The following is a 17,096-nucleotide window of genomic DNA, read 5'->3' on the forward strand; positions in this document are numbered from 1 at the left end:
TGGGGGAATCGCGGGAACGGCGCGGTGCTTCAGTCCGCCGTGCCGGCGCGCAGTGCCTGGGTTTGCGCGGCGTCGAGGCGGCCGCTGGCCGGATCGACCACCGCACGGTAGTGCTGGCGCACGAAGTCGGCCGACAGCTTGTGGTCCCAGACGTCGCGTTCGATCTCTTGCGCGGGGCGCAGCAGCGGATCGCCGAAGCCACCGCCACCGGGTTGCGTGTGCGTCACCACGGTGCCTCTTGCAATGCGCATGCCAACCTTGCTCGCGAGCTCGATGGTCTCGCCTGCGTGCTGCAGCCGGTTCGAGGCCGACCTCGCGGGCAGGCCGCCCTGCAGGCCGTAGGGCTGGAACTTCATGCGGTCGGCGCGCAGTTGCAGCAGCACGTCGTCGGCCAGCACGCGGTAGCTGCGCCGGATGCCGAGGCCGCCGCGGTAGCGTCCTGCGCCGCAGGAGTCGGGCTCGAGCTCGTAGGCCTCGACGCGCACCGGATGCTGCGCCTCCAGCGTTTCCACCGGCGTGTTCGAGAGGTTCTGCGAGGCGTTGGTGATCGCCTCGATGCCGTCGGAACCGGGGCGGCCGCCCCAGGCGCCGCAGATCATGTCGACGATGATGTAGCTGCTGCCGTCGTCCTTCTTGCCCGAGAGGCAGACCACGGTGTTGCCGCCCTCGCCCGCGGCGGGAATGCGGTCGGGCACCACCTGGGCCAGCGCGCCGAGCATCGCGTCGAACACGCGGTAGCCGGTGAGCGCGCGCGCCGCGACCGCGGCCGGCTCGATCGGGTTGAGCACGGTGCCTTCGGGCACGTGCACCTCGATGCAGCGGAACACGCCGGCGTTGTTCGGCACATCGCCCTTCAGGGCGCAGCGCACGCTGAGGTAGGTGCAGGACTTGGTGTACGACAGCGTCGAGTTGATCGCCGCGCGCACCTGCGGCGAGGAGCCGGTGTAGTCCACGCTAACACGGTCCTCGTGCACCGTGAGCGCGACGCGGATCGGGATCGGCTCGGGCGAGAGGCCGTCGTCGTCGATGAAGTCCTCGAAGTGGAAGGTGCCCTTGGGCCAGCGGCGGATCTCCTCGCGCGTGAGCCGCTCGGCATAGTCGAGCAGTTCGGCGAAGTAGCGCCGCGCGTCGTCGCGGCCATAGCGGTCGAACAGCGCCGTGAGCTCGCGCACGCCCACCTGCGAGGCCGCGTACTGCGCGCGCAGGTCGCCGAGCACGCGGTCGGGCACGCGCACGTTCTGCGCGATCACGCGCTCCATGATGTCGTTGACCACGCCGCGCTCGTAGAGCTTGACCACCGGGATGCGCAGGCCTTCCTGGTAGACCTCGGTCGAGTCGCTGGCGTTCGATCCGGGCACGCGGCCGCCCACGTCGGTGTGGTGGCAGATGACGACGCAGAAGCCCTCGAGTTCCTCGCGGTAGAAGAAGGGCACGAACATGAAGATGTCCGGCAGGTGCATGCCGCCCTGGTAGGGGTCGTTGACGATCACCGCGTCGCCCGGCGCGAGCGCGTCGCCGTAGCGCTTGCGCACCTCGGCCATGGCTTCGGGGATGGCGCCCAGGTGCAGCGCGATGGTCTTGGCCTGCGCGATCATCTGGCCGTGGCGGTCGCAGATCGCGGCCGAGTAGTCCATCACGTCCTTGACGATCTCCGAGCGCGCGGTGCGCAGCACGGTGTAGGCCACTTCGTCGACGATGGAATCCATCGCGTTCTTGACCACCGCGAAGGTGATCGGGTCGATGGCGCGGTTCATGCCGGGATCTCCTGGAGGTCGATGACGATGTTGCCGATGGCATCGGCGCGCGCGCTGCAGTGCGGCGGCACGACGATGGTGGTGTCGTAGGACTCGACGATCAGCGGCCCCTGCACCGGCTCGGCACCGAGGCTGGCGCGCGGGACCACGGGCGTCGAAGCGGACGCCTCGCCGGGCGCGAAACTCACGAGGCGTTCGCCCTGCGTGCCCTGCAGTGCGGTCGCGTCGACGCGGCACTTGGCGAAGTCGAGCCGGAAGTCGCTGCGGCCATGGGCGCTGACGCGCAGGTTGACCAGCTCGAGTGGCTCATCGCTGCTGTAGCCGAAGGTCTGTTGGTAGAGCGCATGGAAGTCGCTCGCCAGTTGCTCGAGCACGGCCGTGTCGAGCGTGCCTGCGGGCAGCGCCACGGTGAGTTCCGAACTCTGGCCGAGGTAGCGCAGGTCGGCGAAGCGCTCCACGCGCACCGCATCGGCCGCGTAGCCTTCGGAGGCCAGCACCGTGAAGCCCTGGTCGGCGAGCACCGCGGTGGCGCGTGCCAGCGCGGCCGGTTCGCAATCCGCCAGCGGACGCAGCACCGCTTTCACGAAGTTGTGCTCGGCGTCGGCCGAGAGCATGCCGGCCGAGCAGAAGACGCCGGCCATGATCGGCGCGATCACGCGGCGGATGCCGAGCAGCCGCGCCACCGCCACCGCATGCAGCGGGCCGCCGCCACCGAAGGCGATCATCGACATGTCGCGCGGATCGCGGCCGCGCTCCACCGTCACCGCGCGGATCGCGCGCGCCATGTTCACGTTGGCGACCTGGCGGATGCCGTGCGCCGCGGCGAGGCGGTCGAGCTTCAGCGGCCCGGCCACGTGAGTATCGATCGCCCGCCCCGAAAGCTCGAGCGAGACCGGCAGGCTGCCGCCCGCGAGCGCTTGGGGATTGAGGTAGCCGAGCACCATGTTGGCGTCGGTCACGGTCGGGCGCTCGTTGCCGTTGCCATAGCAGGCCGGGCCCGGCGAAGCGCCGGCCGACTCGGGCCCGACGCACAGCAGGCCGCCACCGTCGATCCAGGCGATCGAGCCGCCACCCGCACCCACCTCGGCGATGTCGATCGCGGGCACCTTGAGCACGTAGCCACCGCCCTTGACGAAGCGGCTCGGCGCGCTGATGCCGTCGCGGAACTCGTATTCGTTGGTCAGCGAGGGCTGGCCGCCGACGATGACCGAGGCCTTGGCGGTGGTACCGCCCATGTCGAAGACGATCAGGTCGTCGTCGCCGCCCATCGCGCCGATGCGCGCGGCGCCGGCCACGCCGCCCGCCGGGCCCGAGGCCACGGCGAACACCGGCTTTTCGGTCGCGGAGGCGATGCCCATCATGCCGCCGTTGGAGGCCATCACCTGCAGCGAGGCATCGACGCCCATGTCGCGCAGGTCCTTCTTCAGGCGCGCGAGGTAGGTCTTCATCGCGGGCAGGATGTAAGCGTTGACCACCGTCGTGCTGGTGCGCTCGTACTCCTTGATCTCGGGCAGCACCTCGCACGACACGCTCAGCAGCAGTTCGGGAAAGTGCGCCTGCAGCGCGGCCTTGGCCTGGAGCTCGTGCGCCGGGTTGATGTAGCTGTTGAGGAAGCACAGCGCGACCGCGTTCACGCCGTCGGCCACCAGTTCGCCCGCCTGTTCGAGCAGGTGCTCGACGTCGAGCGGCACGACCACCTCGCCGCGCGAACCCATGCGCTCGCGCACGCCGCGGCGCCAGCGGCGCGTGGCCAGCGGCTGCGGCTTCTGCCAGCCGAGGTCGAACATCGTGGGCGTGCGGATGCGGCCGATCTCCAGCACGTCGCGGAAGCCATCGGTGGTGAGCACGCCGGTGTTGGCGCCGACCTTCTGCAGGATCGTGTTCGACGCGGTGGTGGTGCCGTGCACGATCTCGGCAATGTCTCCGGGCGCGATGCCGGCCTGGTCGATCAGTACGCGCAAGCCGTTGACGATGGCCTTGCCGAGGTCCTCCGGCGTGGTGGACGTCTTGTTGACGAAGAGCCGGCCGTCGGGCATCGCGAGCACGATATCGGTGAAGGTTCCTCCGATATCGCATCCGACGCGCACGCCTTTGCTTCGCTGTGGTGCAGAACCCATTGTGATGCTCCGTTCTAGCGGGGTTGGACGATAATGGGACCGGCCTTAACTAACTAACTGGCTAGTACCATTGAGGGCGAAATATATGAGCCGTGACCGCACGATGTCAACCTTTGTTTTGCATCTTTTTCGCGGCCGCGCCGGAAGTAGACTCGCGACCTCGGTGGTGCCTCGCCGACATCAGGACCCATGACACACGACACAAAGACGCCCAAGCCGCGGCAGCGCAATGCCGTGGCAACGCGAGACCGGATCTTGAAGATCGCGAGCAAGGAGTTCGCCGCGCACGGCTACGACGGCGCGCGCATCGACGCGATCGTGGCCCGCTGCAAGATCAGCAAGAACCTCGTCTATCACTACTTCGACAGCAAGGAGGCGCTGTTCATCGAGGTGATGGAGCGCGCCTACGGCGCGATGCGCGAGCGCCAGAACGAGCTCGCGCTCACGGGCGAGGACCCGGTGCGCGACATGCGCGAGCTGGTCGAGAAGACGGTGCAGCACTTCATCGACCAGCCCGAGTTCCACCAGCTGCTGTCGACCGAGAACCTGCACAAGGCGGTGCACATCCGCAAGTCGAAGGTGATCTCGGAGATGTTCAACCCGCTGCGCACCGCGCTGTCGACCATCCTCGAGTCGGGCAAGCAGAAGGGCGTGTTCCGCCGCGATGCCGACTGGGTCGACCTCTACGTCTCGATCTCGGGCCTGGGCTCGTACTTCATCACCAACCGCTACACGCTCTCGTACGTGCTCGACGTCGACCTCGGCGCCTCGGACCGCCAGCAGTCGCGGCTCAGGCACGCCTCGGACATGGTGATCAGCTACCTCTGCGACCGCAGCGGCGACGCGGCCTAGCCGCTTCGGCCGCTTCGGTCAGATCATCGCCAGCGCCGTCTTGCGCTTCGGCGGCGGATGCAGCCGGTCGAGCTTCGCGAGCACGCCGGCATCGAGCGTCAACGAGGCCGCCGCGAAGTTCTGCTTCAGATGCGCGCTGCCCACCGCCTTCGGAATCGCCGCCACGCCCGGCCGCGCGATGACCGCCGCCAGCGCGAGCTGGGCCGCGCTCACGCCGAGGTCCGCCGCGAGTTCGCCGAGGCCCTCGTCGTCGGCCAGCGCGCCCTGGTCGATCGGGCTGTAGGCCATCAGCGGGATGCCGCGCTCGCGCTGCCAGGGCAGCAGGCTGAACTCGGGACCGCGCTCGCCGAGCGACAGGTAGACCTGGTTCGCCGCGCACGAGGGACCGCCCTGCCCCAGCGGCGCCAGCTCCTCCATGTCGTCGGTGTCGAAGTTGCTCACGCCCCAGCGCGCGATGCGCCCGCGCGCCACCAGCGCCTGCAGGGCATCGACGGTCTCGGCCAGCGGATGGCTGCCGCGCCAGTGCAGCAGGTAGAGGTCGATGGCATCGAGGCCCAGGCGCTTCAGGCTGCGCTCGCAGGCCTCGGGCGTGCCGCGCCGGCTCGCGTTGTGCGGATAGACCTTGCTGACGATGAAGAGCTCGTCGCGCCGCAGCTCGTTGGCGCGCAGCGCCTCGGCCACGGCCTGGCCGACCACGGTCTCGGCGCCGCCCTCGCCGTACATCTCGGCGGCGTCGATCAGGCGGTAGCCGAGTGCGATGGCCTCGCGCACCGCGGCCACCTCGGCCTGGCGGCGGCCCGCGGCCTCGCCCATGCGCCAGGTGCCCAGCCCGAGCACGGGCATCTCGTTGCCGTTGCCGGCGCCTTGGGGAAAGGAGAGTGTTCGCATCGGGCCATGCTAGCGCCGCCCGAATGCCTGCACGCGAGCTACTTGAATTCCTCGGCCGCGATGCCGAGCTTGCGCAGCTTGTCGAACAGGGTCTGGCGCGCGATGCCCAGCGCGCTCGCGGTGGCCGGCTGGTCGCCCTGGTGCTGGCGCAGCGCCTCGACGATGACGGCGCGCTCGAAGGCCTCCACCTGCTGCGGCAGGGCCTGCGGCAGCACCTCCTCGTCGCTCGCGCGCAGCAAGGTGAGCCGCTCGCCGAGCAGGCCCAGCACGAAGCGGTCGGCCACGTTGCGCAGTTCGCGCACGTTGCCGGGCCAGGCATAGGCCATCAGGTCGGCGAGCTGCGCATGGCTGGGCACCGGCGCGGGCCGGTCGTATTTCTTCGCGGCCTGCAGCGTGAAATGCTCGAACAAGAGCGGGATGTCCTCGCGCCGCTCGCGCAGCGGCGGCAGCTCGATGAACGCAACGCCGATGCGGTAGTAGAGGTCGGCGCGGAACTTCTGCCGGTCGCTCAGCGCCTTCAGGTCCTCCTTGCTCGCGGCCACCACGCGGCAGTCGAAGGGGATCGGCTTGTTCGAGCCGATGCGCTCGATGCTTCGCTCCTGCAGCGCGCGCAGCAGCTTGATCTGCACCGCCATCGGCATGCTCTCGATCTCGTCGAGGAACAGGGTGCCGCCGCTCGCGTATTCGAACTTGCCCACGCGCGTGCGGTTGGCGCTGGTGAAGGCGCCGGCCTCGTGGCCGAACAGCTCGCTCTCGGCCAGCGCCTCGGGCAGGCCGCCGCAGTTCAGCGGCACGAAGTGCTCGCGCCGCCTTTCGCTGTGGTCGTGCAGGCAGCGCGCCACCATCTCCTTGCCGGTGCCGGTCTCGCCGTAGATCAGCACGTCGGCCGAGGTGCCGGCCAGCGTCATCACGTTGCGCCGCACCCGCTGCATCTGGGCCGAGCGGCCGATCAGCACCGACTGGATGCCGTTCCAGTTGTCGAGCGCCTCGCGCAGGCTGCGCACCTGCAGCGCCAGCTGCCGCCGCTCGATCGCATGCCGCACGATGGCCACCAGCCGCTCGGTGGTGAAGGGCTTCTCGATGAAGTCGTAGGCGCCGTCGCGCATCGCCGCCACCGCCATCGCGATGTGGCCATGGCCCGTGACCAGGATCACCGGCAGCTCGGGATCGATGCCGCGCACCTCCACCAGCCACTCGGTGCCGCTCATGCGCGGCAGCCGCACGTCGCACACCACCACCGCGGGCACGCCGAAGGCGATGTGCGGCCGCACCCGCTCCACGCTCGCGAAGGCCTCGACCTTGAAGCCCGCCAGGCCCAGCATCTGCGCGGTGCTCAGGCGCACGTCGTCGTCGTCTTCGACGAGCAGCACGCGGATAGCGGAGGCTTCGTTGGCGGGCGGTGGTGTCATGGGTGGGCGTGGGGGCTGGCGGCCGGCAGGTCGACGACGAAGTATGCCCCGCCGCCCTCCCGGTTGTCCGCCCGCAGGCCGCCGTTCATGGCGCGCACGAGTTGCGCGCACAGCACGAGGCCCAGCCCCAGCCCCGAACCCGCGGGCTTGGTGGTGACGAAGGGCTCGAACAGCTTCGGCACCACGTCGTCGCGGATGCCGGGGCCGGTGTCGCTCACGGTCAGCACCGCGCGGCCGTCCTCGTTCAGCCGCCCCTGCAGGCGCAGCACGCGCTGCGGCATGTGCTCCATGGCCTCGATCGCGTTGCGCATCAGGTTCACCAGCACGCTGCCGAGCGCGGCCTCGTCGGCCATCACGGCGAGCTGCGGCGGCTCGATGTCGACCTCGACCTGCACGCCGTGCTTCTGCTCGGCGCCGGCGACGATCACGCGCGCATCGTCGATCGCGGCGGCCAGCGCCACGGGCGAGGGCCCGAGCTGGTTCTTGTGCGAGAAGGTCTTGAGCTGCGCGGTCAGCCGCGCGAGCCGGTCGACCATGTCGCGGATGCGCTGGAGGTTGCCGCGCACCTCGTCGTGGCGTTCGTGGTCGAGCAGGATGGCCGCGCTCTCCGACAGCGTGCGCATCGCGGTCAGCGGCTGGTTGAGCTCGTGCGCGAGGCCGGCCGACATCTGGCCCAGCGCGGCCATCTTGCCGGCCTGCACCAGCTCGTCCTGCGCGGCGCGCAGCTGCGCGGTGCGCGCCGCCACCATCGACTCGAGGCCGTCGTGCGCGGCCTGCAGCGCGGCCTGGTTGGCGAGCTTCTGGCGCTCGGCGCGGCGGCGCTGCCACAGGGTCACGCCCAAGAGCAGCAGCGCGACCATGCCGAGCCCGGCGGTCACCGCGGCATTGCGCGCGGCCACGCGCAGCGGCGCCATGTCGTCGAGCGTGAGCAATTGCCACGGCGCATTGCGCAGGGTGCGGCTGGCGACGAGCCGGTCGGCGCCCTCCACGCGAATCAGTTGCACGCCCGGTGCCAGCGCCTCCAGCCGCTGCCAGCGCAGCGGCGCGAGCGCGGCCTCGCCATAGGGCCGCGAGCGCAGCACCTCGGCGCGCTGCAGCGCGTCGAGCGGCAGCAGCGGCCGGAACTTGAGGTCGTCGCGCGTGGCGAGGATCACCACGCCGCGCTGGTCGACCACCACCACGTCGCCCGGCAGCTTGCGCCACGCGGCCTCGTTGTCCTCGAGGTTGATCTTCACCGTGACCACGCCGGGCACGGCCGGCTCGCGGCGCAGCGCGTACGAGAGGTAGTAGCCGGGCCGGCGGCTCGTGATGCCCACGCCGTAGAAACGGCCGCGCCCCTGGGCCAGCGCGTCGATCATGTAGGGCCGGAACTCGTAGTGCTGGCCCAGCGTGGTGCCGGGCCGGTCCCAGTCGGAGGCCGCGAGCGAGGTGCCGCCGGCGTCGAGCACGTAGAGCATCTCGGCGCGCGCGGTGGCGTTGACGCCCGCCAGATAGCGGTTGGCGGCGTCGCGCAGCGAGGCGTCGGCCGGCGCGTTCAGCAGCGCGGGCACCACCGGCGTCATCTCGAGCAGCGCGGGCAGGTAGTCGAAGCGCGTGAGCTCGGCGTCGAGCCCGGTGGCGACCATGTCGAGCCGGTGCTCGGCGGCCTCGCGCAGGCGCGCCAGGCCGGCCTGCGTGGAAAGGTGGTGGCCGACCAGGGCGGACAGCGCCACCAGCACGAGCGCGGCGCACCAGCGCACCACCGCGCGCCGGGTGCGGGGACGGAAGGTCACGGTGGAAGTCTCCATGGAAGGGCGCGCCGCTCGGTTCGGTTCTCGGGGCGCAGGTTAATGCAGATCGCGGTCCGCAAGGCAGGACGCCCGCGCGAGGCGGGCGTCCGGGGAAAGACCGGCACGAACGCCGGCCCCGATCAGCGCCCGCTGCCCGCGGGCATGCGCGCTTCCTTGGCGTCGAGCACCAGCTCGGGCTCGTCGGCCTCGGCGCCGCTGCCCTGGTTCAGCTGGTTGGTCAGGCGCTCGGTGTCGAGGTCGCCGGTCCACTTCGCGACCACCATGGTGGCCACGCCGTTGCCGATCAGGTTGGTCAGCGCGCGCGCTTCCGACATGAAGCGGTCGATGCCCAGGATCAGCGCCAGGCCCGCCACCGGCACGTGGCCCACGGCCGAGAGCGTGGCCGCCAGCACGATGAAGCCGCTGCCGGTCACGCCGGCCGCGCCCTTCGAGGTCAGCAGCAGCACCAGCAGCAGCGTGATCTGCTGGGTGATCGACATCGGCGTGTTGGTGGCCTGGGCGATGAACACCGCGGCCATGGTCAGGTAGATCGAGGTGCCGTCGAGGTTGAACGAGTAGCCGGTGGGAATCACCAGGCCGACCACCGACTTCTTGGCGCCGAGGTTCTCCATCTTGGCCATCATGCGCGGCAGCGCCGCCTCGCTCGAGGAGGTGCCCAGCACGATCAGCAGCTCTTCCTTGATGTACTTGATGAACTTCCAGATGCTGAAGCCGTGCGCGCGCGCGATCGCGCCGAGCACCACGAAGATGAAGAACAGGCAGGTGGCGTAGAAGGTCGCCATCAGCGCGCCGAGCTGCACCAGCGAGCCCACGCCGTACTTGCCGATGGTGAAGGCCATCGCGCCGAAGGCACCGATCGGGGCCACCTTCATGATGTAGCCGACGATGGTGAACAGCACGTGCGAGAACTTCTCGATGAAGTCGAACACCAGCGTGCCGCGGCCGCCGAAGCGGTGCAGCGCGAAGCCGAACATCACGGCGAACAGCAGCACCTGCAGGATCTCGCCCTTGGCGAAGGCATCGACCACGGTGGTCGGGATCACGTTGAGCAGGAACTCGGTGGTCGAGGCCATCTTGCCCGGGCCGGTGTAGGCAGCGATCGACTTGGCGTCGAGCTGGCTCGGGTCCACGTTCATGCCGTGGCCGGGCTGCACGATGTTGATGATGACCAGGCCGACGATCAGCGCGATGGTGCTGACGATCTCGAAGTACAAGAGCGCGAGGCCGCCGGTCTTGCCGACCTTCTTCATGTCCTCCATGCCGGCGATGCCGACCACCACCGTGCAGAAGATGATCGGCGCGATGATCATCTTGATCAGCTTGATGAAGCCGTCGCCCAGCGGCTTCATCGCGGCGCCGGTGTCGGGATAGAAGTGGCCGAGCAGCACGCCGATGACGATGGCGGTGATGACCTGGAAGTACAGCGATCTGTAGAAGGGCTTGGGGGCGGATGCGGATACGTGGTCCACGGGAAATCTCCTTGAGGCCGGGGGCCGGCCGGGGCTGAACACTGGGATGGAAAAGGGGTGCGCCCGACGGGCGCGGTCGGACGGGGTCAGCGCGCCGGCGCGCCGCCGCGCGGGGCGGGGCATGCTGGCGAAGGGGGTCGCAAGGCCGGTCGGCTGAAGGTCATGGTTGTCTCCTGGGCTCGTTGTCGCCGGCTGCGCCTTCGGAAAAGGCGGCGCCGGCAGTGGAGAACACAGAGCAACGCACATGCCAGTCAAAATGGCACGTGAACCCGACTCAAGTCGTTGATTTCATTAAAGAAAATCGGGGGCCAACAAGGCCCCGCGCCGCGCTTCCGGACGCGGCCCGCGCAGGCCGTCCGGCGTTTCGGACGCACCCTTCAGGGAAAACCCTAGGCCGATGCGGAGGCGTGGAATTCCGCGCGCAGCCCGCGCACCACCTGCTCGACCGTGGCCAGCCCGGCCACCCCGCCGACCGAATGCCCGGCGCTCCACAGGTCGGCCCAGCGCTGGATCACGGCGCCCTCGGAGCCGCCGCCGAAGCGCTGGCGCGCCTGCTGCACCGACACCGTCTCGTCGAGCGCCGCCGGATCGAGCCCCGCGTTCAGCACCGAGGGCCGCAGGAAGTTGGCCGGCAGGCCGGTGAAGGCGCGCGTGGTCATCACGTCGTCGAGCGAGCTCGCGGCCAGCATCTTCTTGTAGGGCGCCGAGGCCAGGCTCTCCTCGGTGGCGATGAAGCGCGTGCCCATCGAGCCCAGGTCGCAGCCCAGCACGGTGGCCGCGCGCAGCGCCACGCCGTCGGGCAGGCCGCCGGCCAGCACCAGCGGGCCGTCGAAGAAGGCGCGCACCGCACGCACGAAGGCGAAGGGATTGGCCCAGCCGGTGTGGCCGCCCGCGCCCGCGGTCAGCAGCACCAGGCCGTCGGCGCCGGCCTCGATGGCGCGCTCGGCGTGGTGCACCGAGGCCACGTCGGCCAGCACCAGGCAGCCGCCGTCGTGCAGCGCGGGAATCACCGCCGCGGGCGAGCCCACGCTGGTGATCACGAGTTCGGCGCGATGCCGCACGATCAGCTCGACCTCGGCGCGCACGCGTGCCGGGTCGCGCCGCATGATCAGGTTGGGGCACCAGGGCGCATGCGCGGTGCCGGCATCGCGCGCCGCGCCCGCCTCGTCGTTGAGCCGCGCCATCCAGCCCGCGAAGGCCTCGAGCGACTCCGCATTGGCGGTCGGAAAGGCACCGACCACGCCGGCGCGGCAGGCGGCCGACACCAGTTCGATGCCCGACACGCGCAGCATCGGCGCGGCGATCGCGGGCACCGCCAGGCGGTCGAGGAAGGGCAGGCGCTGCGTCATGACGGCTCCGGTGCGGGGGAAACGAGGGAAGGCAGGCGCGCGAGCGAGGCCCGCGCCTGCGCCAGCAGCTCGGCCACGATGGCCGCCAGCGGCTCGATGCGCCGCGCGAAGGCGATCGATGGCCCCAGCGACACCATGCCGCGCTGCCAGTCGCCCTGCGCATAGCAGTGGTCGCGCGTCGCGCGGCCGTCGATCAGCGTGCCGAAGGCCGCATGGTCGGCCGCGCCCGCGCGCTCGATCGCCTCGACCTCGCGCGCGGTCTCATTGCGCAGCACGCGCCAGGTGTTGCCCAGCGTGTGCAGCAGCCGCACGGTGGACTGCTCGTCGCAGTCGAGCAGGTGCCGCTTGTAGGCCGGATGGGTGGCGATCTCCTCGGCCACCAGGAAGCGGCTGCCGATCAGCACGCCGTCGAGCCCCTGCGCGAGCACGGCCGCGAGCTGGCGCCCATGGCCGATGCCGCCGGCCAGCACCACGGGCACGCGCAGTTGCTCGGCCGCGAGCGCGCCCAGCAGCATGGTCGGCAGCTCGTTGGCGCCCGGATGGCCGCCCTCCTCCATGCCGACCAGCGCCACCGCATCGGCGCCCGCGCGCTCGGCCGCGAGCGCATGGCGCAGGCCCGGCGCCTTGTGGAGCACCACCGCGCCGGCCGCGTGCAGCGTGCCGATCAGCTCACCGGGCGCATAGCCCGCGGTCTCGAAATGGCGCACGCCGTGCGCGAGCGCGATCTCCATCCAGCGCCGCACCGCGGTGTTGGCCTCGGGCCGCTTCGAGAGCGTGAGGTTCACGCCGAAGGGCCGCCCACGCGTGAGCTCGCGGCATTGCACGAGCGCGGCCGCGAAGGCCGCGTCGTCGGCGAAGGAGCGCGGCGTGACGAAGCCCATGCAGCCGGCATTGACCAGCGCGGCCACGTAGCGTGCGTCCGACAGCCACATCAGCCCGCCGCCGAGGATCGGATGGTCGATGCCGAACAGCTCGGTGATGCGGGTACGGAAGAGCGGTACCGTCATGGCCGCTCAGCCGCGCGCGCGCTGTCGAGCCGCGGCGCGCCGCCGAGCCCGCCAGGCGTGACGCCCGCCATCGGCACCGGATAGCGCGCGAGCGCGAGCGCCGCATCGCCTTCGAACTTGCCGCGCTGCGCGAACTGCGGCAGCGTCGCGAGCGCGGCCGGTTCCACCACCGGCGCCACCGGCACGTCGTGCCGCTGCAGCAGCGCGAAGGCATCGTCGGCATCGAGCGCGGCCAGCGCCTCGGCCAGCCGCGCATTGATCGCCGGCGCCACTTTCTTGCGCGCACCATGCGAGCGAAAGGCCGCGTCGCCATAGGGCGAGAGATCGAGCGCCTCGCACAGGCGGGCCCAGAAGTGGTCCTCGAGCGCGGCCACCGACAGGTGCTTGCCGTCGCGGCACAGGAAGGCGCCGTAGGCCGCCTTCACCAGCGTGGCCTCGCGCTGCGCTTCCAGGTCCGCATCGCCCGACGAGCGCCAGGCGCCAAGGCGCGGATTCATCCAGTGCAGCGCGCAGTCGGCCAGCGCCACGTCGAGGTGCTGGCCCTGGCCCGTGTGCTGGCGCTGCAGCAGCGCGGCCAGGGTGGACGACAGCGCATACATCGCGCCGCAGAGGTCGGCCACCGGCAGGCCGAAGCTCTGCGCCGGACCGCCGCCGGGCACGCCCGAGACCGCGAGCACGCCGGCCGCGCCCAGGTAGTTGATGTCGTGCCCCGGCAGATCGGCCCACGGCCCCTGCTGGCCATAGCCGCTGAGCGACACGTAGACCAGCCGCGGAAACGCCGCGCGCAGGCCGTCTGCATCGAGCCCCAGCCGCGCCATCACGCCGGGCCGGTACGACTCCACCACCACGTCGGCCGTGGCGATCAGCGCGCGCACCTCGGCGCGCTGCGCCTCGTCCTTGAGATCGACCAGCAGGCTCTGCTTGCCGCGGTTCACGGCCTCGAACACGCCCGGGCCCATGCGCCGCACGTTGTCGCCATGCGGCGGGCGCTCGATCTTGATCACGCGCGCGCCGAGCTCGGCGAGGTTCTGCGTGAAGAAGGGGCCGGGCAGCAGCTCGCTGAAGTCGACCACCACGATGCCGGCCAGCGGCGGCGTTGCGACGTCCCGCGTCATGCCGGCACGCGCTCGATGATCACGGCGTCGAGCGGCAGCGCACCCTCGCCCGCCGCGCCCACCCAGACCGGGTTGAGGTCCATCTCCTCGATGCGGTCGGCATTCGCCACCACGAACTCCGACACGCGCAGCAGCAGCGCCTCGAGCGCCGCGAGGTCGGCCTTGGGCCGGCCGCGCGCGCCGTCGAGCAGCGCGAAGCTGCGGATCTCGCGCACCATCGCCGCCGCGTCGCGCGGACCGATCGGCAGCATGCGCCGCGTCACGTCGCGCAGTACCTCGACGTAGATGCCGCCGAGGCCGAAGGTCATGACATGGCCGAACACCGGGTCGCGCGTGACGCCCACCATGAGTTCGGTGCCGCCGCGCGGCGCCATCTTCTCGACCAGCAGGCCGTCGACCGCAGCCTCGGGATGGTGCTTCGCGGCCGCGGCCATGATCTCGCGCCAGGCCTCGGCGACCTGGGCCGCGTCCTGCAGGCCCACCTTCACGCCGCCGATGTCGGACTTGTGGACGATCTGCGCGCTCGCGATCTTCGCGACCACGGGGTAGCCCATGCCTTCCGCCAGCGTGCACGCCTGCTCGGCCGAGCTTGCGAGCCCTTGCGGCAGCAGCGCGATGCCCGCTTGCTTCAACTGCGCCTTGGCCTGCGATTCCGACAGGCTGCGCGTGGCGAACTCGCCCTCGGGCGCGCGCGTCGGCAGCACCAAATGCGCCTCGGGGTTCGACGGGTTCGCGCGCTTCCAGCGCCCGTACTCGACCCAGCGCGCGATCGCCGCGATCGACTTGTTGACCGAGCGCGGCGGCGCGAAGCCGGCCGCCACCAGCTTGCGATAGCCCTCGCCGAGCCGGTCGCTCATCCAGATCGGCACGATCGGCGAGGCGCTGTCCTTCTGCGCATTGATGATGTTGTCGGCCATGCGCGTGGTGGTCTCGCCGTAGTCGAGCGCGATCGGCACGATGGTCAGTCCCGTGTGCGGATCGTTCGCCACGCAGCCCAGCGTGGTCTCGACCACGGTCTTGTCGCTGAGCACCATCGCCGTGGTGTCGACCGGGTTGCCGATGGCCGCGTAGTCGGGCAGCTTGGCGCGCAGCACCGCGGTGGTCTCGGGCGCGAAGGTGGCCAAGGTGAGGCCGGCGGCGCCCACCGCGTCGGCGGTGAGCGCGGCCGTGCCGCCCGAGGAGCAGTAGATGCCCAGCGCCTCCTGCGCCCCCGGCATGGCGCGCGCGAACAGCCAGGCGGTATCGACCAGCTCGTCGATGTCGTCGACCTCGATCACGCCGAACTGGCGGAACACCGCGCTGTTGACCTCAGCCGAGCCCGTGAGCGAGGCGGTGTGCGACTGCGCGGCCTTGCGCCCGTATTCGGAGCGGCCCACCTTGAGCCCGATCACGGGCTTGCCGTTGGCCGCGCAGCGCTGCACCGCGGCCGCGAACTTCGCGCCGTCCTTGATGCCTTCGAGCAGCGTAACGACGACCTGGATGTCGGGCGCGTCGGCCATGTAGTGGATGAAGTCGGCCACCTGCAAGTCGACCTCGTTGCCGGTCGAGGCCCACAGGCCGATGCCGATGCCGCGCTCCATCGCCTGCATCACGTTGCGGCCCAGGCCGCCGCCCTGCGTGGCCAGGCCGATCGGGCCCTTGGTGAGGTCGTGCGGGAACGAGGGCGAGAAGGTCAGGCCCAGCCGGTGGTTGACGTTGGTCAGCCCCGGGCAGTTGGGGCCGTAGAGCCGCAGGCCGCCGCGCGCGGCGATCTCCTTCATGCGCTGCTGCTCGCGCTCGCCTTCCTCGCCGGCCTCGCCGAAGCCCGAACTCAGGATCACGGCGAAGCCCACGCCGCGAGCGGTGCACTCCTCGATCACGGCCAGCACGCCGCTCGCGGGCACCGCGACCACGGCCACGTCGGGCGTGGCGGGCAGCGCGGCCACGCTGGGCCAGCACTGGCGGCCGCGGAGCTCGGCCTTGGTGGGATTGACGAGATAGACCTCGCCATCGAATTCGGAGTGCTCGATCAGGTTGGTCAGCGTGCGCTCGCCGATGCTGCCTTCGCGCTCGGAGGCGCCGACCAGCGCGATGGAGCGCGGGCGGATCAGCCGTGCGATGTCGACCGGGCGCGTGTCCTGGGTGCCTTGCATTGCCGTGCTCCCCTCAGGCGATCGCCGACATGCCGAGGATCTCGCGCCCGACGATCAGCGTCTGGACCTCGGTCGTGCCCTCGGGAATGGTGCCGCCGCGGGTGTCGCGGAAGATGCGCTCGATCGGGTAGTCGGTGGAATAGCCGAGCCCGCCATGCACCTGCAGCGCCATGCTCGCGACCTCGTGCGCCGCCTCGGTGGCATAGAGCTTGGCGATCGAGCAGGCCATGCGCGCGTCGTCGGCATTGGCGTCGAGCGCCGCCGCCGCGCGCAGCGCCAGCGCGCGCGCCGCCTCCACGCGCACCGTCATGTCGACGATGAGCTTCTGCACCAGCTGGAAGCTGCCGATCGGCTTGCCGAACTGGGTGCGCGTGCGTGCATAGTCGATCGACAGCTCGAGCGCCGCGCGCGCGGCGCCGACCGCGCCCATCGCGATGTTCACGCGCGCGCCGTCCAGCCCCACCAGCATGCGCTTGAGCGCGCTGCCCTCCTCGCCCAGCAGGTTCTCGCGCGGCACCTTCACGTTGTCGAAGCTCAGCTCGGCGGTGCCGGTGCTGCGCAGCACCATGGTGTCGACGCGGCGCGCCTCGAAGGGCGAGACCTCGCGCTCCACGAGGAAGGTCGACAGCTGCCCCTGGCAGTCGGGGCTGAAGGTGCGCGCCACCACGATGCCGAAGTCGGCGAAGGCGCCGTTGGTGATCCACAGCTTGCGGCCGTTGAGCACGTAGTGGTCGCCCTGCAGGTCGGCGCGGGTCTGGATCTGCGCGATGTTCGAGCCGGTGCCGGGCTCGCTGATGGCGGTGAAGACGCGGCGCTCGCTCGCCAGCAGCGGCTCGAGGAACCGCTTCTTCTGCGCCGCCGTGCCCTCGCTCGCGATCTTGTGGATCGGCCCGTTCGTGATGTTGAGCATGGTGCGCAGCGACAGCCAGGTGTGGCCCGCCTCCTCCATCAGCATGGCCCAGGTCATCTGGTCCAGGCCCATGCCGCCATCGGACTCGGGCAGGCGGCCGCCGATGTAGCCGAACTGCGCGAGCTGCTTCAGGATCTCGAACGGGAAGGTCTTCTCCACGTCGTGCTTCGCCACCAGGGGCGCCACCTCGCTCTTCATGAAGCGCCGGATGCTGTCGCGCAGCAGTTCCTGGTCGGCGTCGGGGGTGAAATTCATCGAGATGTCTCCTGTGGCGTTGGATGGAAAGGGACGCACGCCGGGCGCC

The 17,096-nt window shown here is 70.7% G+C and carries 12 protein-coding genes; 1 reads left to right on the forward strand and 11 read right to left on the reverse strand.

All coding sequences use genetic code 11. From position 1 onward, the window contains the following. Positions 1 to 29 precede the first annotated feature (29 nt). A complete protein-coding gene (locus INQ48_24125) occupies positions 30 to 1,754 on the reverse strand; it encodes a hydantoinase B/oxoprolinase family protein (GenBank protein ID QRF56411.1) in 1,725 nt (574 codons plus the stop codon). Then, positions 1,751 to 3,871 (reverse strand): hydantoinase/oxoprolinase family protein, encoded by a 2,121-nt coding sequence (locus INQ48_24130; protein ID QRF56412.1) that lies wholly within the window; start codon positions 3,869 to 3,871, stop codon positions 1,751 to 1,753. The genes INQ48_24125 and INQ48_24130 overlap by 4 nt, the downstream gene beginning before the upstream one ends. A gap of 189 nt (positions 3,872 to 4,060) precedes the next feature. Between INQ48_24130 and INQ48_24135 the strand changes: the two genes are divergently transcribed. After that, the gene (locus INQ48_24135) at positions 4,061 to 4,723 is read left to right on the forward strand and encodes a TetR family transcriptional regulator (protein ID QRF56413.1); all 663 of its coding nucleotides are present in this window, start codon (positions 4,061 to 4,063) and stop codon (positions 4,721 to 4,723) included. An 18-nt stretch (positions 4,724 to 4,741) separates the two neighbouring features. Here the strand turns inward: INQ48_24135 and INQ48_24140 are convergent, their stop codons facing one another. The 9 genes from INQ48_24140 to INQ48_24180 all read right to left on the reverse strand — a co-directional run bounded on the left by INQ48_24140 (position 4,742) and on the right by INQ48_24180 (position 17,047). After that, a complete protein-coding gene (locus tag INQ48_24140; GenBank protein ID QRF56414.1) occupies positions 4,742 to 5,611 on the reverse strand; it encodes an aldo/keto reductase in 870 nt (289 codons plus the stop codon). Between the two features lie 38 nt (positions 5,612 to 5,649). Then, a complete protein-coding gene (locus tag INQ48_24145; protein ID QRF56415.1) occupies positions 5,650 to 7,020 on the reverse strand; it encodes a sigma-54-dependent Fis family transcriptional regulator in 1,371 nt (456 codons plus the stop codon). Further along, entirely contained in the window at positions 7,017 to 8,807 is a 1,791-nt protein-coding gene (locus tag INQ48_24150; protein ID QRF56416.1) for a sensor histidine kinase, read from the reverse strand. The genes INQ48_24145 and INQ48_24150 overlap by 4 nt, the downstream gene beginning before the upstream one ends. Before the next feature lie 122 nt (positions 8,808 to 8,929). Then, positions 8,930 to 10,402 (reverse strand): dicarboxylate/amino acid:cation symporter, encoded by a 1,473-nt coding sequence (locus tag INQ48_24155; GenBank protein QRF56417.1) that lies wholly within the window; start codon positions 10,400 to 10,402, stop codon positions 8,930 to 8,932. A 266-nt stretch (positions 10,403 to 10,668) separates the two neighbouring features. After that, entirely contained in the window at positions 10,669 to 11,628 is a 960-nt protein-coding gene (locus INQ48_24160; GenBank protein QRF56418.1) for a nitronate monooxygenase, read from the reverse strand. Next, positions 11,625 to 12,635: a nitronate monooxygenase gene (locus INQ48_24165; protein ID QRF56419.1), complete on the reverse strand. Its 1,011-nt coding sequence runs from the start codon at positions 12,633 to 12,635 to the stop codon at positions 11,625 to 11,627. The genes INQ48_24160 and INQ48_24165 overlap by 4 nt, the downstream gene beginning before the upstream one ends. Further along, positions 12,632 to 13,750, reverse strand: coding sequence for a CoA transferase (locus tag INQ48_24170; protein QRF56420.1), 1,119 nt, complete (start codon positions 13,748 to 13,750; stop codon positions 12,632 to 12,634). Before INQ48_24170 ends, INQ48_24165 begins: the two co-directional genes overlap by 4 nt. Next, positions 13,747 to 15,882, reverse strand: coding sequence for an acetate--CoA ligase family protein (locus INQ48_24175; GenBank protein ID QRF56421.1), 2,136 nt, complete (start codon positions 15,880 to 15,882; stop codon positions 13,747 to 13,749). Before INQ48_24175 ends, INQ48_24170 begins: the two co-directional genes overlap by 4 nt. Before the next feature lie 13 nt (positions 15,883 to 15,895). Then, entirely contained in the window at positions 15,896 to 17,047 is a 1,152-nt protein-coding gene (locus tag INQ48_24180; protein ID QRF56422.1) for an acyl-CoA/acyl-ACP dehydrogenase, read from the reverse strand. Positions 17,048 to 17,096 lie beyond the last annotated feature (49 nt).

Origin of the sequence: Variovorax paradoxus, from assembly GCA_016806145.1 — a bacterium.
GTDB lineage: Bacteria > Pseudomonadota > Gammaproteobacteria > Burkholderiales > Burkholderiaceae_C > Variovorax.